14 protein-coding genes and 1 tRNA gene are annotated in these 20014 nt (G+C 45.5%); 5 read left to right on the top strand and 10 right to left on the bottom strand.

Features of this window, described 5'->3' with window-relative positions:
* Positions 1-125: 125 nt before the first annotated feature.
* The 3 genes from LAY57_RS06635 to pgl form a co-directional block, all read right to left on the bottom strand.
* The gene (locus LAY57_RS06635; RefSeq protein ID WP_249065540.1) at positions 126-560 is read right to left on the bottom strand and encodes an FHA domain-containing protein; all 435 of its coding nucleotides are present in this window, start codon (positions 558-560) and stop codon (positions 126-128) included.
* A 98-nt stretch (positions 561-658) separates the two neighbouring features.
* The gene (locus tag LAY57_RS06630) at positions 659-1438 is read right to left on the bottom strand and encodes a double zinc ribbon and FHA domain-containing protein (protein ID WP_249065539.1); all 780 of its coding nucleotides are present in this window, start codon (positions 1436-1438) and stop codon (positions 659-661) included.
* A 70-nt stretch (positions 1439-1508) separates the two neighbouring features.
* A complete protein-coding gene (pgl, locus tag LAY57_RS06625; protein ID WP_249065637.1) occupies positions 1509-2258 on the bottom strand; it encodes a 6-phosphogluconolactonase in 750 nt (249 codons plus the stop codon).
* Positions 2259-2609: 351 nt separating this feature from the next.
* Between pgl and LAY57_RS06620 the strand changes: the two genes are divergently transcribed.
* From LAY57_RS06620 to LAY57_RS06610, 3 genes are all read left to right on the top strand, one after another.
* The gene (locus LAY57_RS06620; protein WP_249065538.1) at positions 2610-3491 is read left to right on the top strand and encodes a hypothetical protein; all 882 of its coding nucleotides are present in this window, start codon (positions 2610-2612) and stop codon (positions 3489-3491) included.
* 286 nt (positions 3492-3777) lie between these two features.
* Complete coding sequence (locus LAY57_RS06615; protein ID WP_249065537.1) at positions 3778-5844, top strand: GAF domain-containing sensor histidine kinase; 2067 nt, start codon at positions 3778-3780, stop codon at positions 5842-5844.
* A gap of 267 nt (positions 5845-6111) precedes the next feature.
* The gene (locus tag LAY57_RS06610) at positions 6112-7794 is read left to right on the top strand and encodes an ABC1 kinase family protein (protein ID WP_249065536.1); all 1683 of its coding nucleotides are present in this window, start codon (positions 6112-6114) and stop codon (positions 7792-7794) included.
* Positions 7795-7884: 90 nt separating this feature from the next.
* On the opposite strand, the gene LAY57_RS06605 is transcribed toward LAY57_RS06610, so the two are convergent.
* The 3 genes from LAY57_RS06605 to LAY57_RS06595 all read right to left on the bottom strand — a co-directional run bounded on the left by LAY57_RS06605 (position 7885) and on the right by LAY57_RS06595 (position 10286).
* A tRNA-Glu gene (locus LAY57_RS06605) sits at positions 7885-7957 on the bottom strand.
* A gap of 237 nt (positions 7958-8194) precedes the next feature.
* Complete coding sequence (locus LAY57_RS06600; RefSeq protein WP_249065535.1) at positions 8195-9058, bottom strand: tetratricopeptide repeat protein; 864 nt, start codon at positions 9056-9058, stop codon at positions 8195-8197.
* Positions 9059-9254: 196 nt separating this feature from the next.
* The gene (locus tag LAY57_RS06595; RefSeq protein ID WP_249065534.1) at positions 9255-10286 is read right to left on the bottom strand and encodes a tetratricopeptide repeat protein; all 1032 of its coding nucleotides are present in this window, start codon (positions 10284-10286) and stop codon (positions 9255-9257) included.
* Positions 10287-10787: 501 nt separating this feature from the next.
* Here LAY57_RS06595 and LAY57_RS06590 point away from each other — a divergent pair.
* Both LAY57_RS06590 and LAY57_RS06585 read left to right on the top strand, forming a co-directional pair.
* The gene (locus tag LAY57_RS06590) at positions 10788-12218 is read left to right on the top strand and encodes an aspartate ammonia-lyase (protein WP_249065533.1); all 1431 of its coding nucleotides are present in this window, start codon (positions 10788-10790) and stop codon (positions 12216-12218) included.
* A gap of 400 nt (positions 12219-12618) precedes the next feature.
* The gene (locus LAY57_RS06585; protein ID WP_249065532.1) at positions 12619-14169 is read left to right on the top strand and encodes an adenylate/guanylate cyclase domain-containing protein; all 1551 of its coding nucleotides are present in this window, start codon (positions 12619-12621) and stop codon (positions 14167-14169) included.
* 101 nt (positions 14170-14270) lie between these two features.
* On the opposite strand, the gene LAY57_RS06580 is transcribed toward LAY57_RS06585, so the two are convergent.
* From LAY57_RS06580 to LAY57_RS06565, 4 genes are all read right to left on the bottom strand, one after another.
* Positions 14271-17735: a GAF domain-containing protein gene (locus tag LAY57_RS06580; protein ID WP_249065531.1), complete on the bottom strand. Its 3465-nt coding sequence runs from the start codon at positions 17733-17735 to the stop codon at positions 14271-14273.
* 288 nt (positions 17736-18023) lie between these two features.
* Positions 18024-18803 (bottom strand): DUF4058 family protein, encoded by a 780-nt coding sequence (locus LAY57_RS06575; RefSeq protein ID WP_249065530.1) that lies wholly within the window; start codon positions 18801-18803, stop codon positions 18024-18026.
* A 64-nt stretch (positions 18804-18867) separates the two neighbouring features.
* A complete protein-coding gene (locus tag LAY57_RS06570) occupies positions 18868-19473 on the bottom strand; it encodes a hypothetical protein (protein WP_249065529.1) in 606 nt (201 codons plus the stop codon).
* A complete protein-coding gene (locus LAY57_RS06565) occupies positions 19470-19877 on the bottom strand; it encodes a RusA family crossover junction endodeoxyribonuclease (protein WP_249065528.1) in 408 nt (135 codons plus the stop codon). The genes LAY57_RS06570 and LAY57_RS06565 overlap by 4 nt, the downstream gene beginning before the upstream one ends.
* Positions 19878-20014 lie beyond the last annotated feature (137 nt).

Genomic DNA, 20014 nt, shown 5'->3' with positions numbered 1-20014 from the left:
TGCACAGGTCTATAAACTTGGTCAAATCATTGTTCGCCTCATTGACCGCTGCCAATGTTTTACCTGTTCGAGCTAACAGAGTTTTCATGCAGTTAATTCCAAATCGCGCTTCATCCCTGTGAAAATCAGGTATCGAGTTGGGTGACCTCATCTCGATCTTCGGATTTGGGATGGATTAAAGTGTCTCTTGATTTATCAGGTTTCGGCTCGGCGGAGGATTGTTTGGGAGGAATTATTTTTTGCCCATCCTTGACGCTGGATGTTCCCAGTAAAATTTGGATTTGAGGGCCAGAGCGAGCTAAACGAATCATGGCTCCATCTCGGATAGGGGCTTCATTGATGCGTTTACCTTCCACATAGGTACCATTGGCACCTAAATTAACAATTTCCCAGTTACAACCATGACGGCGCAGCTCTACGTGGTGCCGCGAAACTACGGCACTATAAAGGATGACATCGTTATCAGTAGCTCGCCCAATCCGAATCACCGATTCTTGATCGAAAGTCCAACTTTGAATCGGTATGGACTGAAGTGGATGTAGCAGGTTTAGGGTAATCACATTGGCAGCGTCAATTGATTTTGGATGTAAGTAGGCCAGGATTTTGGCATTTTACTGCCCACAAGGGGAGTATTTACCAGCAGCTTAAGTAAAATCGACTAAGAAATCTGAAACAAGAATGTAACCAGGTCTCCTTTACCCAGGGCAATGCGATCGCCCGGACGCAATCGGTGCCGGTTCCCCTTTGGCAGGGCTGTGTGGTTAATGTAAGTGCCGTTTGAACTCCCGATATCTTCAATATAATAGGCATCTCCTTCTACCCTAATATCGGCGTGGACACGGGAAACCACCTCCGAATTGGGAAAACCCGAAACGTCAATATCTGGCGGAATCTGATCGTTGGGCTTGCCTATATGAATAATCGATAGATTTTGAGGCAGCTCGATTTCCGTCTTGGTTTGGAGGTGCAGAAGCTTTGCCGTGTGCTGCTGCAATCGAGTTTGAGAGCTGACTCCTGCGGTGGGCGATGCTGGGGTAACGCTGGGGCTTGGAGCCTGAGCATATACGCTGTTAACGCTAGGCGGCGATGGAGACTCAGGGACTCCCGGTTGGACGCTAGGATTTTCTGGAACAGACACTTGAGAACTACTGGCCAAAGGTAATGGTTCAATCAAGGGTTCAGGTGGTATCAAGTCTGGCACAGATACTTGCTGTGTTGGTGCAACCGTCACAGTAGCAGGTGCAGCTGTTTGTTCTTCACCTTTAACACCAGTTGCTTCCTGCAAGTTAAAGCCACACTGGCCGCAGAAGCTGGCGTCGGTCTGGACTGATGTACCGCAGTTAGGGCAATTAGTTGTGGTCGGTAACGGTGTGTAACAGGCTTCGCACTGAACAGCTCCGTCGGGATTTTGGTGATTGCAGTTTGGGCAAACAATCATGAAGTTTTATCTTCCGTCGAGATCGTCGTAGATGAGTTCTGGAGAGAGAGAGATGCTACCCGATCGCATCTTAATAATTTTCTGGGGACTTTGAGGCCGCCAGGGCTAGATTTCTACCGGCAGACTCATCTAGTAGCCACCAAAGTTCTCCTTGGGGTCTGATGAGCCGAGATGGGTAGGTCATTTCATCAGCTACAGGGGCGAAAACCTGAGCCAACGCAGATTGTTTATTAGCACCTAGAGCAATGAATATGACACAGCGGGCTTGGTTAATCAGTGGTACGGTAAGGGTAAGGCGGGGTTGACCATCTTTGTTACCGACTGCGACAAAGCGATCGCGAACTTGCAACGCTTCTGTATGTGGAAACAGGGAAGCTGTATGTCCATCATCACCCATTCCCAGTAAAACAATGTCAAAAACTGGAAATTCTCCTGCCCCGGTCTTAAAAAACTCCTCCAGTTCGGCTTCGTACTTCTGGGCGTCAAGCGCTGGGTCGCCAGCATCGGTGGGCATTGGATGGATGTTGCCAGCTGGAATATCAACTTTATCCAACCAAGCTCGACGAGCCATCCCTTGATTGCTGTCAGGATGCGACTGGGGCACGTAACGTTCATCACCCCAAAATACGTGAATTTTTTCCCAAGGCAGGTTTTCTTTTGCGATCGCTTCATACAGTGCTTTGGGTGTGCTACCGCCAGCGAGGACGATTGTACACTGACCGCGATCGCAAGTGGCTGTATTAATTTTCTCTAGGACAAGTTGGAGCGATCGCGCGATCGAGGCCGCACCAGAGGCTAGCACTTCAACGTTTCTGCCCATTACTTGCTGCACCTAATAACTTTCCTAGTTTCACAGTAAAGCATATATCGGTTGAGAAACAGTCAGGGTTTACTACCCCCCATTCTTGGAGAGAGTGGGGGAGAAGGAACAACATTGAGGCCGAAAAAGGGAGTAGCTAACCCGGATTTGGTATTACTCCCTTCGGGCCAGAAGATTATCTATAATTCTTTTTTCTCCTCTGCCCCTCTTGACTTGGTAATCCAGCGCACAATTAAGGTAGATATTTTACTAGATTCGTGCATAAAATATCCTGAATAGTCAGCTGATAGTTTAAATTAAAGATTTAAGCAAAACTTCAGGATCGGCTATAAAGCAATTTGGCAACCCAAAATGGTAGATCCGACAGATGAAATCGCAAGACAAGCTCGCCAAGGGAGCGTTGCGGCGATTATTCAATTACTGAACGAACAGCTGGCTTCCAGTGGCGTCAGAACCAGAGCAATACGCGAAAATGGCGTATTGGAAATGTTGTGCGAAGCTGAGAGCGTCGAGCAGATCGAGCAAACAACCTTGGTACCGCGAATTCGGGAGATTTTAGAGACAATTAGGCCAAGCAATATTCGGCGCGTCAAAATTAACTGTCGAATAGTTCGAGAGCAGCAGTCCCTGTGGCTGGAGGAAATTAGTCGCGATCCAGAAAATCACCTGCTTTGGTTTGAAGAAATTACCTTGACTAGGCGCAATCCCTTCAAGCGTCTGGCAACAGACATGAGGGAACGTAACAGTAAAAGCGTAAAGCCATCTCAACTCAAACCATCTTCTCCGTTTGAGCGCGATCGAAGGCAATTGCGGCGGGGAATGCTGGGCGGAATCCTGATGAGCGGGGCTCTATTGCTGGGTGGCTGGGCTGCATATAAAGCTTTAGCTCCAAAACAGGGCGATCGGACACAAGCAACAAAACCAGAGTCTTCAACAAACTTATCCCCAAACCAGCAGACCCTCAGTGTCGCTAACCAGACAAATAGCCCCAATGTCTCAGGAGACCCCTTTGCCGCCGCTGTGCGACTAGCTGAGCAAGCTTCTGTAGATGGTAAAAAAGCGCAAACTAGGGCACAGTGGTTAGAGATAGCTAATCGTTGGCAACAGGCTTCGGATATGATGGGTCAAGTGCCAGCAACCGATCGCCGCTACCAGACAGCACTGAACCGGAAGTCAGTTTATCGCAAAAATAGCGAGTCAGCGCTGCGGCAACTGCAAAAAAGGCGCTCCTAGTACCCCCATGAGGTGAGGAACCCTCAGTATTTACGTTAAGAAGATTGTAGAAAGATCACGGATGCCACCCTGTCTTAGATAAGGATAAGCTAGTCCCAGTTCTAATTAGATTGATGGCTGCCGATCGAGCTAAAGCGTTAAGCTAGCTGAATTTTGGGTAACCATATTCCTAAAAATCACAGGCGAACTGCATCATCAATCTATTTAACTGACAACCAGAACCCTGGTTGACAGCAGAGTAATACAGGCGGGCGATCGCTTTCCACAAATAGGGGCTTTGTCGTTGATGAAAGACTCGCAGGACAAAAAAACACTGGCGGTAAATCGAAAGCGCGACGTAGCTTTGAAGCTAGAGGCAAGAGAAGAGACTCTCACTGCTGTATCCTCAAGTCCTGCTTCCATTGCGCCCAAGTGGAGCGAGCCCACTCAATTAAACCAAAATCAGGTCGATCGCACCAATTTAGAACCACAAATTACCCAGATTGTACTCAATAGCTCCGATCCGGAAATAGTGCTGCCAGAAATCGCCGCAGCTTTGGGAAAAGCTTTTGAGGTTGAATATTGCGTAATTGCTGTTATGGGTAGCGATCGGGCCACGATTCAGACGGCTTATTGGTATCCCAACACAGTTCAAGCACCATTAACCCAGCACCCAAGTCCTCTGCTGGGACATCTAAATATAGCTGCAATACTGGCAAGTCCTGACCCGATCGCGATCGCCGATCTGGGTGCAGAAACCGCCCTAGAGCAGGTCAATAATAGCGAAGATTTGCCGGTACAGGCTGTTTTGGCAATCAAAACTCAGTTTCAAGGTCATGTAAACGGAGTAGTTGCCATCATGCACTCACTAGCCCACTGTTGGAACGCATCAGAACAAGAAAGACTCCAAACCGTGTCAGACTCAATCGCAATGGCAATCTCACAAGTTCAACTTCAGAGACAAGTACTCGCTTCATCTGGGCACCAAGCTCTGCTTAACCAGTTGACAATGGCTATCCGTAGCTGTACGGAACTAGAGCAGATTCTCAAGCTGGCAATAGATGGCACGGCGCGAACCCTTCAGGTCGATCGGGGCCTGATCTTGCTGTTGAAATACACAGAACCCATCCTAAAAAGGGATTCCCAAAAGCGCATTCCCAAAGCAACAGAAGTAACTGTTGTGTGCGAATGGCCCACAGCCTCCCCATCAGACGGCAATCAAAATGCTGCGACTCAGTTAAACCAGTCGTTTTGTTTGTCGAAATGCGGTTTGTGCCAGGATGCTTTTACAAATGCTCCCCGCCTGATTGCGATCGCCGACAAACACAGCATTCCTAGCGGCGATCCGATCGCTGAGATCGCCTCAATTTTTGATTTCAACGCCATGTCTGCCCTCCTGCTGGTGCCCCTGGAAAGCCAAGATACCGTACTTGGGTTCTTAGCACTACAGCAACTTCAGCCTCGTCCCTGGTTGAGTGAGGAATTGGCACTGGTAGAATTGGTAAGCGCCCAGATGAGTACTGCCATTCTCCAGTTCCAAACATTGCGGCAAACTTCAGCCTTGGTAGACGAGCGCACGTATCAACTACAATCTATTCTCAAACTACAGGCTAAGTTGTACGAAAAAACTCGCCAACAAGTTGAGCAACTGCGCCAGTTAGATCAGATCAAGGATGAGTTCATCGCCACAATGAACGACCAGCTGCGAAACCCCTTGGCGAGCATGAAAATGGCGATTCATATGTTACGTCAACCGGGACAGTCCGCCGAGCGTCAAGCTAAGTATCTGGAAATATTGGATGAGCAGTGTACCAAAGAAATCAATCTGATCGACGATATACTTGCTCTGCAACAGCTGGAATCCAACAAATCTCCCCTACTTCTCCAAAAAATAGACCTTAAGCAGATTATCGATGATTTAGCTGAGTTGTTTGAGAAAAAATGGGGGGCTAAGGGATTAACCCTGACAGTGGATTTACCTAAGCGCCCTTTAATGCTGCAAACTGACCTTGACAGTGTTGACCGCATCCTCCAAGAACTCTTGACTAATGCTGGCAAGTACTCCGATCTAAATACTGCTGTCCATTTGTGCGCCACTCACGAAGTCGATCCACAAAACCCTCAAATTGTTTTAACGCTTTCTAATACCGGCCCTGGGATTCCACTGGCAGAGCAAGAGCATATTTTTGAGAAGTTTCATCGTGGTCAGGGTGTTAGCAAACAAGTAATTCAGGGCACTGGTTTGGGACTGGCTCTGGTAAAGTGCTTGGTACAGCACTTAAATGGCACTATAACTGTTTCTAGTAACCAGATTAGCCACAGTCAGTTGTGGTTAACTTGCTTTACCCTGACTTTGCCCCAGATGCAAGGATAATTGCAAATTTCAGATTTCAGATTTCAGATTTGTTTCGCCCACTATATCGGCGAGGTATTAACCAAAAATCTTCTCCTTTTCCTTCATCTGAAATCCTCGCTCAAAAATCATATAGCAACCGCTCTCGTCATTTAGGACGTTCTTAATTCCACCAAACCGTTCGGACTTCGGCGTGAGCGCTCACCTCGTAGCTGAGCGTTCACGCCGAAGCTCTTGATTCTAGCCCCTTCTTCCCCTAGCCCCTAGCCCCTAGCCCCTAGCTATACTATGTCCATAAGTGTTGCGCCTAAGCCACTACGTTGGCAACGGCCTAAATATTCCCCGCTGGCACGTCAGGTAGACGTTTTTGCCGCGTCAGGAAAATTCATGTTTTATTTGTGGTGGGATGGCATCTTTGCTAATAACTCATCATTAGAGAGAAAGCGTCGGGCTCAGTGGTTAGTTCGCACTCTGCTTAATTTAGGGCCGACTTTTATTAAAATTGGACAGGCTTTGTCTACTCGTGCGGATTTGTTACCCCCAGAGTATGTGGATGCTTTGGCGCAGTTACAAGATAATGTCCCGGCATTTAGTGCTGATGTGGCGATCGCTCTAGTACAATCTGAACTGGGCAAGCCTATCTATACTTTGTTTCGGGATTTCAACCATATTCCTATTGCTGCTGCCAGTTTGGGACAGGTACATAAAGCACGCCTCCACACTGGGGAAGAAGTTGTTGTCAAAGTCCAGCGTCCCGGATTGCAAAAGTTATTTGATGTGGATGTTAAGGCTGTCTATAAAATCATGCGTTTTTGTCAGCGATATTTGGCTTGGACAAGAAAGTACGATCTAGAGCCAATCTATCATGAATTTTTTACAATTTTATATCAAGAGATTGATTACGTACAAGAAGGTAAAAATGCCGAACGGTTTCGCTATAACTTTATGGATTATCCCGGCATTATTGTACCTAGAGTTTATTGGGATTATACCACTACGAAAGTTTTGACAGTGGAATATGTTCCGGGTATTAAGGTTGACGATCTCCAAACAATAGTCGCCTGCGGCTTAGATCCTAAAAAAATTAACCAAATCGGTATTTCTTGTTACCTAAAGCAATTGTTACTGGATGGTTTTTTTCAAGCCGATCCCCATCCGGGAAATCTAGCTGTGAATCCGGCAGACGGGAGTCTGATTTTCTATGACTTTGGCATGATGGCAGAGGTGAAGTCTCTTGCCAAAGAGCAGATGGTTCGCAACTTTTTTGCTGTCTTAAGAAAGGATACGGATGAGGTACTCGATACTTTAATTAAAATGGGTTTAATTGAGCCGGTGCAGGATATGACTCCGGTGCGACGGCTGATATCTTTTCTTTTAGAAAAGTTTACCGAAAAGCCAATAGATTTTCAAGCTTTTAGTGAAATAAAGAACGAATTGTATCTGATGTTTGAGCAGCAACCTTTTCGTTTGCCAGCACAGATGACATTCATTTTGAAGTCTTTGACGACTCTGGACGGTATTGCTAGAGGGCTCGATCCTGAATACAATTTAATGGTTGCGGCTCAGCCTTTTGTGAATAGTATAGCTGTCTCTAAAGGGCGAGGAAATACGGTTGTAGAACTGGCAAGACAGACAAGGGATTTGATCAAATATAAGTTGAATCAGCCTAGTAAAACCGAAGTTTTAATTCGACGCTTAGAAAGGCGTATTGAAGAAGGTGAACTGCAAGTGAGTGTGCGATCGATCTCTAGCGATCGCATCATCAAACGCATTAATCTAGCCATCAAAAGCCTCATTTATGCCTGTTTGACTGGTTTTACCTTGCTCGCTGGGGCGGTTTTGCTTGTCGGGGGATATCAAGGTGGTGCGATCGCAGCTTTTATGCTCTCAGGGCTAGGGTTCTTGGTTTTGCTGCGTTCTTTGATTGATTTAGCTATTAAGGAAAAATTTGACAAACTAGCTGAAAGATAAGCCTCTCAGACAATCGTGGAAAATGTGGATCTCCTACAAATACTCAAAAAAGTAGGGTGAGCATTGCCCACCCTACTCTTTTGTTTGAAGTACCCCCAGGGGAATTCGAATCCCCGTCGCCTCCGTGAAAGGGAGGTGTCCTAGGCCTCTAGACGATGGGGGCGTGTAATTCGCCGCTGCGCGTCGTTAGCACCTTTATTAAAGTAACCAATATTTCTGAATCTGTCAACACCCTAATCTAAAAAATTTTAAACCCGGAAGCGGGGGCTTGGGGTAGCAGGATTTTGGTGAATTCCAGCTTGCGCTTCTCTGGGCTCCACTGGGCGGGGTCAATCGATTTTGGATTTTGGATTGACCCCCCGACTTTCAGTCGGGGGGTTGAGGCGTTTTTGGTTTTCGGTCAATGAATCGAACCCTGCAATAAAGCCTGAAAGCGTTTGTTACTTCGGAGTTGAGCAAAATCAGAATCGGTTTTTGCTAGGGTCTTATATTCGCCGGGATGCAGACGGATTGCATTTTGGAGGCTTTCAATTGCCAAATCTTGATAGCCAAGTAAGGCATAGCAGCAAGCTTTGTTGTACCAGGCGTAATCGTCGTGAGGTTGAGAGGCCAAAACTTGATCGTAGCTGGCGATCGCTTCGGAGTAGCGTTTTAGGTAACGCAGTACATCTCCGCGCTTATACCAAGCCCAGTAGTTTGACTCTGGTTCCTGGAGGGCTCGATCGTAGCTAGCAAGGGATTCGGTGTAGCGTTTCAGGTGACGCAGGGCATCCCCGCGCCGCGACCAAGCCGAGTAATCGTGGGATCGAACAACTAAAGCTTTGTCGTAGCTAGCGATCGCTTCGGAGTAGCGTTTTAGGTGACGCAGAGCCTCACCGCGCCAAAACCAACCCCAGTAGTCCGTCGGTTTGATTGCTAGGACTTTATCGAAGCTGACAATGGCTTCTTCAAATTCATCCAAATCTTCCAGGGCTAGGCATCCTCGTTTATACCAGGCCCAGCAGTCATCCGGTCGGATGGACAGAGTTTTGTCGAAACTGGCGATCGCCTCTTCGTAGCGGCACGCATCGTGCAGTGCCTTACTACGTTTATACCAGGCCCAGTAGTCATCCGGTCGGAAGTAGAGGGCTTTATCAAAACAAGCGATCGCTTCTTCATAAAGCTCCCGATCCACTAGATCCTGGCCTTGAGAGAACCAGTTCCAATAGCCATCTAGATTGAGGTCTAAAATTTCGTCTTCGCCACTCATGAGCATCTGATTCATCTTTTACAGCTTCCCTAAGCGTCATCGCTATGCCAAACTTTAGCCCAATTTTAACCAACGGGGAGTTTGAGGGGAATATAGAAAAAGGCTCTTCCGTACTATGCTATTTAAGCTTTTGAACTCTTGAGCAGAGGAGAAAAGAAATAAAAATGTTCTTAAATGAACAAAAGCATAGCAACTCCAAAAGAGCCGGATGTTACTCCATTAAAGCTCGAAACCGTTCATCTTCTCGAATAAGCTCAAAATCCAAGTCTTTTTGAGCCATTTCTCGATATACGTCGGGATTTAAATTAATAGCTTGTGACAAGCTTTCAATTGCTAGCTCAATATTGCCCTGCTGGGAATAACAGCAAGCTTTGTTATACCACGCTCTATGTTCGTTGGGTTTAAATTCTAGGGCTTTATCGTAACTGGCGATCGCTTCTTCTAGGCGGCCCACCTGGCGTAGGGCGACACCTCGGTTGTGCCAAGCTAAGTAGTCGTTGGGTTGGAATTCAAACGTTTTGTCGAAAGAAGCGATCGCTTCTTCGTACCGACCTAACTTCCACAGCACAACGCCTCTGTTATACCAGGCTTGATTATAATCCGGTTTGATTTCCAGTACTTTATTAAAACTGGCAACTGCCTTTTCATAACAGCCCCAGTCTTGTAGGGTAATGCCTCGGTTGTACCAAGCATTAAAAGCTTCTGGCTTGAACTCGATCGATCGATCGAAACTGTTGAGCGCTTCTTCGTAGCGACCGATCTTTCCCAGGGCAATGCCACGGTTGTACCATGCCCAGTAGGCATCGGGTTGCAACTGTAGGGTTCGCTCAAAGCTGATCACTGCTTTTTCATATTTACCCCAGTCGCTCAGAGTAATGCCTCGATTGTGCCAACTATTGGAGGAATCCGGGTTAAACTCGATCGCGCGGTCAAAGCTGTTGAGCGCTTCTTCGGATCGACCTAATTTACCCAGGGCAATGCCCCGATTATGCCAAACCCAGGCAGTATCCTGTCGAATCGCCAGCGCTTTGTCAAAACAGATTAGGGCTTCTTCGTGGCGGCTTAAGTTTCCTAGCGCTAAACCCCGCTGACACAAGGCATTATGATAATCTGGATCGAACTTTAGGGCGCTGTCAAAATTGGCGATCGCCTCTTTATAATTCTTTACCTCGGTTAGGCGCAATCCATGATGGAAAAAGAATTCAGCTTCAAGACTAGGGGTATCGGTCATATAATCTGTCATCTGACTTTAGAATGATTTCTTTTTCTTTAAGATTCCCAAAAAGATCACACGATCTAACAACCCAACTCTAATTCTTACTTTCTTCCCACCTAAAGAATACATCAGGGGCAGAGGGGAGGGGGTAAGAGGGGAGGGGGTAAGAGGGGAGGGGGCAGAGGGGAGGGGGTAAGAGGGGAGGGGGTAAGAGGGGCAGAAGAATAATAGATCATCTTTTGGCCTCAAAGGAGTAATTGAGCAGGATTTATTGACAATTGACTTTGATGTTGAGTTTGTGGTAAGCTAACACGCATCTAATTCGGATATTTCTAATCCGGCAATCAAACCTTCAATTCCTCTCCCACTCCCCCACTCCCCCACTCTCCCACTCCCGCTAAACATACAAATTAAATGCGTAGCAGCTTAATTCAATTGACTGCACCTTTAGGCGCAAAAACTCCGATCGTACCGTTATGAGAACGGTTTCGGTTTTGGAGAATTATTATAAGAACGCACAAAGTTAATATGGCTGAACAATCAAATGCGGCTTATCGTATAGAAAAGGATTCAATGGGCTCTAGGCAAATTCCAGTCGATGCCTACTATGGAATCCAAACCCTGCGGGCAACAGAAAATTTCCCCATCAGCGGCATCAAGCCTTTACCCACATACATTGATGCCTGCGTGCTGATTAAGAAAGCGACCGCGATCGCTAACGGAGAACTAGACTGCATACCTAAAGACATTTGTCAAGCAATTGTTCAAGCTGGCGATGAAATTTTGGGGGGGAAATTCCGAGATCAGTTTGTGGTGGACATTTACCAAGCAGGTGCCGGAACATCGCACCACATGAATATTAATGAAGTGCTGGCAAATCGGGCGCTAGAATTGCTGGGAGATCAAAAAGGCAATTACCAGCGCGTCAGCCCCAACGATCACGTTAATTACGGGCAATCTACTAATGATGTCATTCCCACAGCCATTCGCATCGGCGGTTTGCTGGCATTGGAAAGGACGTTGTTCCCAGCTTTATCGGATGCGATCGCCGCATTAGACAACAAAGCCGAAGAATTTCAAGATATCGTCAAATCCGGCAGAACCCACCTACAAGACGCCGTACCAGTGCGACTGGGCGAGAATTTCCGCGCTTGGGCGCAGATTCTCACAGAACACTCGATCAGGATAGAAACAGCCTCTGGAGACCTGACTTTACTGGGTTTAGGCGGTAGTGCGGCGGGAACCGGACTGAATACTCATCCCCAGTACCGTTACAAAGTTGCCGAAATTCTCGGACAGTTAATCGAACAACCCTTGGAACCCGCACCCCACATGATGGCGGCGATGCAGAGTATGGCACCATTCGTGTATGTTTCCAGTGCTTTGCGGAATTTAGCTCAAGATTGCGTCAAAATTTCCCACGATTTGCGGCTGATGGATTCTGGGCCAAAAACTGGTCTAAAGGAAATTCAATTGCCGCCAGTACAGCCCGGATCTTCGATTATGCCAGGAAAGTACAATCCGGTGATGGCAGAGATGACATCGATGGTTTGTTTTCAGGTGATGGGGTATGATGCTGCGATCGCACTTGCCGCTCAAGCAGGACAATTAGAACTAAATGTAATGATGCCCCTAATTGCCTATAACCTAATTCATAGCATTGAAATTCTCGGCAATGCTTTAGCCGCCTTAACCAAGCAATGTCTGGAAGGAATTACCGCCAACAGTCAACGTTGTAGAGATTATGCTGAAGGTAGTTTAGCACTCGTCACTGCACTAAATACCCACATTGGCTATCTTAATGCAGCAGCCGTTGCTAAGGAATCTTTGGAAACTGGCAAATCTTTGCGGCAAATTGTATTAGAAAAAGGGTTGATGAACGAAGAAGAATTGGCGAAAGTGTTGGATTTGGAAAAAATGAGCGCCATGCCGATCGATAATTTGGGGAATAGGAGTTAATTTTTTGAGGGTGCGTTAGCGCTGGTTTAACGCACCTTTTGATCAGCTAATTTAGATAATTTTTGAAGCCACAAATTAAACTCGATCTGTTCTCTTCAATGGGGTGCTATACTGCTGAGTACTACTAACGCAAGTTGCTAGTTATGACCTTAGCCGCTTTTGATACCCCTAAATCCCCCTTAATAAGGGGGGATCAAAACGTCACTCGTCACTATTTGTAACTATACTTCGCACGGGCATAAATGGGCGAAGCATTCCGTAAATAATTTGTTGTTGAACCCAAAGATCTTTGACGGAATGCTTCGCCCCTACAGAGATAAAAAAAGCACGGTCTGTGACCGTGCTGAGTATAGCAACTTGCGTTACTATTTCTTGTTGTTCCCAATCGATGAGGAGTCAGATGTACGACTTGACGAGATTTACTTTAAGGGACATGGTTGAATGCGGTATGGCTCTACGCCAGATCGGTTTAGATGCTGACAGCATGGAACAGACAAGTAACAGAATTATTAGATATCTTTACGAAAATTTTTGTACCAAGCCAACTGGTGAGAAATCCTGCACTCTCATTCGTTTGTTCAAAACTCACCCTTATCAAGACTTAGAACCTGAACTTGCCGAGTCTGCCCGCAGTATGTTGGGCAACTATCCCTGTTTGCCTGCCTTAAAGTGCATGACTCTACTGGCAACGGCAGGAGAACAAACGGAATGGAACTCAAGACACACATCTGCTGGACACAAGGCTATTCCATTGGCAAGCGAATCTGTAGTCGCTCAAATGCCGATGATCTCACAACTCATCAGACAACTCGGCTTAGATATAAAAATGGTACTCGATCCCGATCCGAATCTTTTGCTAGAAATTGAACAGAGGAAATACAACGTCTTCTACGTGCCAGAAGCGATCGACAGCCCGCATATTCCCGCTCGAAATTCGTTTGTGATTCCATTCGGAATTAAGTCTGTGTTAGGGTTTGGCGGTTTATTGCCTTCGGGCAATCTGTTTGCAATTATCATGTTCTTGAAAGTCACTATTCCTCATAGCACGGCTCAGATGTTCAGCACTCTGGCGCTGAACGTAAAGGCAGCACTGCTACCCTTCGATGGAGGAACTGTCTTCGTTCAAAAAAAAGAATCTGCTAAAGCCAGTAAGCAAATCTCTACAAGAGAAACCGATCGCGATAAAGTGCAGCTTAAATCGCAGGTAGCCACTTTGACGCAGTTGCTTGAAGTTTTCGAGCAATCGATATTGGTACAATCCGATCGACTCGAACAACTAATAGAGCAATTGGCGGAATCCGCACAAAAGTCACAAGAGTTATTGCTCAATATTTTGCCAGAGCAGATCGTCAAACAACTCAAACAAAATCCAGCCGCGATCGCCGAACAATTCAACGAAGTTACAATTTTGTTTGCCGATCTTGTTGGATTTACGCCTCTAGCGGCTCGCTTAAAACCAATTGAAATAGTTAACTTACTCAATGAGATTTTTTCCAGCTTTGACGCGCAGGCTGAACATTTGGGATTAGAAAAAATCAAGACGATCGGCGATGCCTACATGGTAGCGGCTGGGCTACCCATTCCCAGAGCCGATCATGCCGAAGCGATCGCAGATATGGCACTGGCAATGCAAGCGGCGCTCGATCGCGTCTGCACCAAACTAGGAGAAGACATTCAAATTCGCATTGGCATTAATACAGGGATTGTCATCGCTGGAGTCATCGGCACGAGGAAATTTATCTATGATTTATGGGGAGATGCCGTCAATATTGCTTCCCGTATGGAATCTTCCAGTGAACCTGGAAGCATTCAGGTAACGAAAGCCACATACGAGCGACTCAAGGATAAGTATGTGTTGCAGAAGCGAGGAATCATTAAAGTCAAAGGCAAAGGAGAAATGGTAACTTATTGGCTCGTTGGCTCTCAAACAGATACAAGCTTTGGGGCGTAGGCTTCTTATAGAATTATAGCAACCGCCAAGACGGTTAGGACATTCTTAATTGCTGAAACCCTTGATTCTAGTATCTTCTTACCCTAGTCCCTAGCTATAATTTAACTTTTCGGTGATGCCACGTTCAGATTATCTCGCAGCGTTTGTTCCTGTCGCCTCACAGCCGCTAAAAGTTCGGCATTCTGAAGAATAACGCCAACTTGATTGTTAAATACCTGCATATATCTTTGATCGTTTTGGTCAAAACTGGTTTGAAAACAATCTGGTACTTCGGTAGTATCACCAGGATTGATAGCAGCAAAATCGCCCGACTTCTTTTTATTCACTAATTGAGTCACGCCAATCAGCTCGCCATCGGGATTCCAAACTGGCATACAAAGTAAACTACAAGTCCGATAACCAGTCGTTTGATCTGTTCTCTTAGCAGTTTCAGAATCTGGGTATTCATATAGGTCAAAAGGAATATTTAAAGGCACACACATCTGGGCTACTTTGCCAGCATAACCTACCCCTATTTGCAAACGCAGTTCCCTTTCCGAACCGTCTTTAAAGGAAATTCTTGTCCACAGTTGATTTGCTTCGCGGTCTACCAACCAAAGCGTACTGCGATCGGCATTCATAAGTTCTTTCGCCGCATCCATAACGCGCTTGAGAACTTCACCGATTTCTAAGCTACTTTGGCTAACAGAGCGAGTTGCTGCCATTAGTGCTGCTGCTACTCTTTGTCCTCTGGCTGTTTTATGATATGACCGGAAGCTTTCCAAAATCATTTGAATCAAAGGTGCATTTTCTGCAAACTGTTCTTCATCTGTCTTGGTAAAACCTTGGGTGTCAATTTTTGACGATAAGGGCGATATTGGGTCATAAAAACGTTTTAATTTATTGATTAACTGAACAACACCGACTAAAGTTCCCTGTTCGTTCAACAGTGGCAAAGCCAACATTGTGTAAGTGCGGTAGTTATTTTTTTTGTCATGTTCTTTGGCTGTAACCGAGCGCGGATCGTCATAAAAATCAAAGGGAATATTAATAATTTTATTTGTAGCAGCTACTTCACCTACAATTCCTTTAGTGGCAGGTACGCGAATTTCTAAAGATTGTTCTCCTTCAGATTCAGCAACAATAGACCAAAATTCATTTCTCTCTTCATCTAAGAGAAAAATAGTCGTGCGGTCTGCGCTCATAGATTTACCCATTTTCAGAGTAATAGAACGCAACGTGCCATCAAGAATATCGTCAAAACCTTGACCGTCCATGACCTGAGTCAGCATCGCCAGGGTTTGACTGACAACATTTTGCGGCTGACTTTCCGCCCGCTTTTTAACTTCAGCAAACTCTCTTGCGTTTTGGAGTGCAACCCCAACTTGAGAATTAAATATTTGCATATATTTTTGACTGTTGGCGTCAAAGCTATCCTGGAAACATTCTGGAGCTTCGGGCCAGTCACCGGGGTCGTATTCGGGAAAATCACCCTGTTTTCTTTTGTTGATTAATTGAGTTACACCAAGTAGCTCGCCATCAGGACTCAAAACTGGCATACACAGTAAACTGCAAGTGCGATAGCCAGTTTTTTGATCGGTTTGCTTTGCTGTTTGAGATTCGGGGTGTTCGTACAGGTCAAAAGAAATATTCAGAGGCTCACCTGTTTCTGCCACTTTGCCAGCGAAACCTTGTCCTAAGCGCACACGCAGTGGAATCACCGCACCGTCGTCGGTAGTAATTTTTGTCCAAAGCTCATTTTTATTATCGGCTAACAACCAAAGCGTACTGCGATCGGCATTCATCAGTTTCTTTGCCGCTTCCATCACCCGTGCGATGATTTCTTCAGAATCTAGACTGCTTAGAGATACTAATCTGGTGGCTTCTGTAAGTGCCTCTGATGCTTGTAATCTTTGAGTTAATTTGTAACAGTAATGGCAGGCTTGTAAAACTCGTTGCAGTTCCGTGGCATATTCATAAAATTGGATTTTATTAGGTTCTGTGAAGCCTTGTTTATCAATCCTTTCCGAAAAGGGATCTGTGGGATCGATCGGTTGCTTTAGCTTGTTGACTAACTGAATAAAAGCGAATAAATCTGACTGGGTGTTAAATAGGGGTAAACTTAGCTCATTATAAATGCGGTAAGAAGATCTTTTGTCTTGTTCTTTTGCTACAACCGCACACCAATCTTCAGATAAATGCGCGGGAATATTGACCCCTTTCTTATAGATAGTGACTCGACCAGCGGTTTGATTGTTGGCAAGGATCTGAATTTTGGTAGGGCTACCATCTGCTGTCTTGGCAATAATCGACCAAAGTTCGTTCTTTTCTTTATCTATGAAAAAGATAGTAATGCGATCGACACTTAGTAACTCTCCCATCTTTAGAGTGATTGAACCCAATATTTCATAAAGAACATCATCAAAGTCTTTGCCTTCCTTCGCCTCAAGGATGGAGAGTAGTTTTTGTTCTTGTTCGGCAACAATCTGTTTAAACTCTGGTTGCAAAGCGGTGACTGCTTTGTTAAGCCAAACCCAGTTAAACACTGAAGCATAAATGCGGTTATAAACGGTTAAGATCCCGCCCCGCTTGACAACTAAGCCTGAAAGTCGCAATTCTATTTGTTCTAGACTGTCATCAGATGAAATTTCACCGCGCTGCAAAATTTCCTCATAGAGTTTCAGCAGCGGCTTTGTGCGCTGTCCAATTCTGAGGATGCGATCGCGTACCGTCTTCAGGTGTGCTGGTTCGTCTTGTGCTTCCCAATTTTCAATTATATTCCTCTGCACTAAGTTTTCTACCCATTCTTCGGGATTTTGGATTAATTCTGCATTTTCAAGGATGAGTTGACAAAGTTTCTGAGTGAGAAAAGGTTGTCCTCCAGTCCAATCCAATACTGCTTTTAGCATGGCTTGGGGATTGTTCACTTTTTCTGCCAAAGCTTCAGCAAGCGGTTGCGCTTCCTCTAATTTAAAGCCGTGTAAATCGATCGCACGACCAATATTAAAAGGTGTGCAGTTTTTGTCTTGAATTAAATCCGAAGGAGTTGCCACTCCCAGCAGCGCAAAGGTGAGACGTTCGTATTCGTTGCAGGCGCGGATAAAAGCAAAAAAATCGTCAGTCCGAAAAGGTAAGCTGAGGACGCTATCGATTTCGTCGATAAAAATAACAATTTTTTGACTGACAGATTCGAGCAATACCTCTTCGATAAATTCGCTCAAGCACTGCACGGGAGGGAGATACTCGCGCTCGTGCAACCAAGACCTCAGATTGAACTGGAGTTGAAAACTCGTTACCAGCCGTCTCATCAACCCCGCATACCACTGTTCCGGCGCGATATCCTTACTGCCAATCTTGTTGAGGTCGATCGCCGCACAGGCGAATCCTTCTTCTTGCAGCTTGTACATCGATCGCACCCGCAAGCTCGTTTTACCCATCTGGCGGGAGTTGAGGACGTAACAAAACTCCCCCGCCTTCAAGCCTTCGTAGAGGTCGCGATCGGCTTGACGCACCACATAGGTTGGCGCATCTAGGGGGAGATGTCCGCCAACTCTGAAGGTGTTGGTTGAGTTTTGCTCTTGGATCATTAGGGGTTCCGATCTTGTAGAAAACACCGCTTTTTAATTTAAAAGTAAAACTTGTTACACCGGAGTGGCAACTTTGAGCGATCGCTAAACCACATAGAGTTGGCGATCCCTTGGAATAACTCCATTTTCCCTAAGCGTCTTTCCCGTCAGGTAGCTTTCGCCACTGGTATATTCTCTATTACTAGCAACTTCTTGCCTTTACCGTCGGTTCACCCTACCCCCCGGATAAGTATCCATGTCCCGATATCTAAAATTCGATCGCGCGATCGGGCCTCCAATAATTCCCAATTACCGCAATCCTTTTTCTCGCAACAACTCATCAGCCCAAACAGCATCCTCTCCCTTCAAAGATGGTATAGCTGACTGAGTATAATCCACTGCTAAATCAAATCCCGCTTGGTCATAGACGCCATTTAATAAACTTTGCAATTCTACCTGCACTTGTGCATCCCCTGACTGCAAAGGCAAGGGAAATGGCAGAATCTCATCTCTGATCGTAAAGGCATAAAGTTGAGATCTGGGTCGTCTATCGCCTCGGCTGACTAAAATGCGATAATCTGACTGAGTTCCACCCCGAATCGGCATAGGTCTCCCGCCCCTAAGCAAGTCAATTTCTACCAAATGGGTAGGGCTTGCTAGTACCTGCTGTCGCTTGCTTTCATACGCATCTCGTCCAACTCCCGATCGTTTATTTTTAGGGGAAAGGATTTCTATAACGGTGATTACCCGACCCGTTCCTACTTCTCTAATTTCCAAATACCCTTCCCTAGTTTCTTCAGATATTGGCACTGTTACTGCTATTGGTTCGTAACGCGAAGGAAGAGTTGCTGTTGAAGTGGATTGGTTTGCACTTGAAGGTTTAGAAAATACCGTTACATCGGGAATTCCCACTAAGTCGTCATTTTCCACCTCACTTAAATAAATTCGCTTTTCAATTGCCACTCGATATTTAGGACGAACTGGGGGTGCTATGGCAATGGCGATCGCGGTAATTAACCGATGATGTACCTCTGGCCACAATTCAGGATTTTCTAAGTATGGGTCTACACCTGGGAATGGAGAAGGCATTTTATCACCTCAATCAATGATTATGTTTAGATTTTGTGTCTTTTTTTCTTATATGCGATCGGGCCTAAATCTCCTCTTGTCCAGCTTGTTTGAAAAGACGCTGCACTACCTCCACAGTTTGCAGGGCAAAATTGCGATCGACAGTCATTTGTTCGCCCTTGTACATCATGCGATCGCGCCGCTCGATTGCTTTAACCAATACTACATAGTCTTCCTGTGAAATTAAACCATAAGCAAAGAATGTTTGAGCCAGAGTTGTTGGGTTTTGAATCTCAAAATCAATTGAGTGTTGTTCCGCCACCATTCGCATTACTGCCTCAGCGATAAACACCCCAGAACAAATAGCCGAATCAAGAGCGCCCATTTTTATAATTTCTAATGCTCTTTCTAGATAAAACTTTATGTCGTATGAATCTCGAACTGGATAATCATACAACTGGGATATTTGCCCTGTTTCAGTTTGATTCCTTGAGTCATTAAAACGAGGCTTTAATGCCACGATAACTGATTCTTGTTCGGCCTGAACAATGAAATCTATATTTTCGTTATACAGAAATTCATCTAAGTCTACTCCACGGGATTTAACCAACACTTGATAACCCTGGTTCCGATAATTATCACTAATTTCTGCAATTGTCCTGATTGCCAAATTTTCTAATTGTGTAGTCATTTGTCTAACTCAACTGGTTCGGGTGGCACATCAATTTTAACATAAACAAAAAGTTCGCCATTGGCAAGGGCTTGAGCGATAATCGAGGGGATTGTCTGAATATTAACCAAAAGTTTTAAGTTACGTCGTTTTACTGTCAGATCTGTGACTTGTTTGTCATCAGCATAAACTACAAGATTTAACCCATCTATAATTGGTTTGATGATGTTATCTAAATCGGGTGGTTGACGCTTATAGTAGTAAGCGATAATAACCATAACAGGAGTAATAGTTGGTGATGCTCCGGCTGGTAAGCGATCGAGCGCAGCTTGACGGACTTTCGCTTTCCACGTTTGCAACAGAATCCGGTTGTTTGTCTGGAGAGAAACTGGTTCACCAGTGACGATGAATTCAAATGGAAGCAATATTTTTGATACTCCTTTGTTTGATTGTATTTTAGCTGAATAAACCTCACCCCCCTCTCTCCGCCTGCGGAGAGGAGGGAAGTCTTGCTCCCCTCCCCGTAGACGGGGAGGGGCAGGGGCAAGGGGGTGGGGTTCTA

Origin of the sequence: Argonema antarcticum A004/B2, from assembly GCF_023333585.1 — a bacterium.
GTDB classification, from domain to species: domain Bacteria; phylum Cyanobacteriota; class Cyanobacteriia; order Cyanobacteriales; family Aerosakkonemataceae; genus Argonema; species Argonema antarcticum.
This window is presented reverse-complemented; position numbering and strand designations above follow the sequence as displayed.

What these genes read in the sequence shown, in the direction of transcription:
- LAY57_RS06585 (WP_249065532.1), top strand. Translation starts at nt 12,619, where the DNA reads ATGTACGACTTGACGAGATTTACTTTAAGGGACATGGTTGAATGCGGT.
- LAY57_RS06590 (WP_249065533.1), top strand. Translation starts at nt 10,788, where the DNA reads ATGGCTGAACAATCAAATGCGGCTTATCGTATAGAAAAGGATTCAATG.
- LAY57_RS06595 (WP_249065534.1), bottom strand. Translation starts at nt 10,286, where the DNA reads ATGACAGATTATATGACCGATACCCCTAGTCTTGAAGCTGAATTCTTT.
- LAY57_RS06600 (WP_249065535.1), bottom strand. Translation starts at nt 9,058, where the DNA reads ATGAATCAGATGCTCATGAGTGGCGAAGACGAAATTTTAGACCTCAAT.
- LAY57_RS06620 (WP_249065538.1), top strand. Translation starts at nt 2,610, where the DNA reads ATGGTAGATCCGACAGATGAAATCGCAAGACAAGCTCGCCAAGGGAGC.
- LAY57_RS06575 (WP_249065530.1), bottom strand. Translation starts at nt 18,803, where the DNA reads ATGCCTTCTCCATTCCCAGGTGTAGACCCATACTTAGAAAATCCTGAA.
- pgl (WP_249065637.1), bottom strand. Translation starts at nt 2,258, where the DNA reads ATGGGCAGAAACGTTGAAGTGCTAGCCTCTGGTGCGGCCTCGATCGCG.
- LAY57_RS06580 (WP_249065531.1), bottom strand. Translation starts at nt 17,735, where the DNA reads ATGATCCAAGAGCAAAACTCAACCAACACCTTCAGAGTTGGCGGACAT.
- LAY57_RS06610 (WP_249065536.1), top strand. Translation starts at nt 6,112, where the DNA reads ATGTCCATAAGTGTTGCGCCTAAGCCACTACGTTGGCAACGGCCTAAA.
- LAY57_RS06615 (WP_249065537.1), top strand. Translation starts at nt 3,778, where the DNA reads ATGAAAGACTCGCAGGACAAAAAAACACTGGCGGTAAATCGAAAGCGC.
- LAY57_RS06630 (WP_249065539.1), bottom strand. Translation starts at nt 1,438, where the DNA reads ATGATTGTTTGCCCAAACTGCAATCACCAAAATCCCGACGGAGCTGTT.
- LAY57_RS06570 (WP_249065529.1), bottom strand. Translation starts at nt 19,473, where the DNA reads ATGACTACACAATTAGAAAATTTGGCAATCAGGACAATTGCAGAAATT.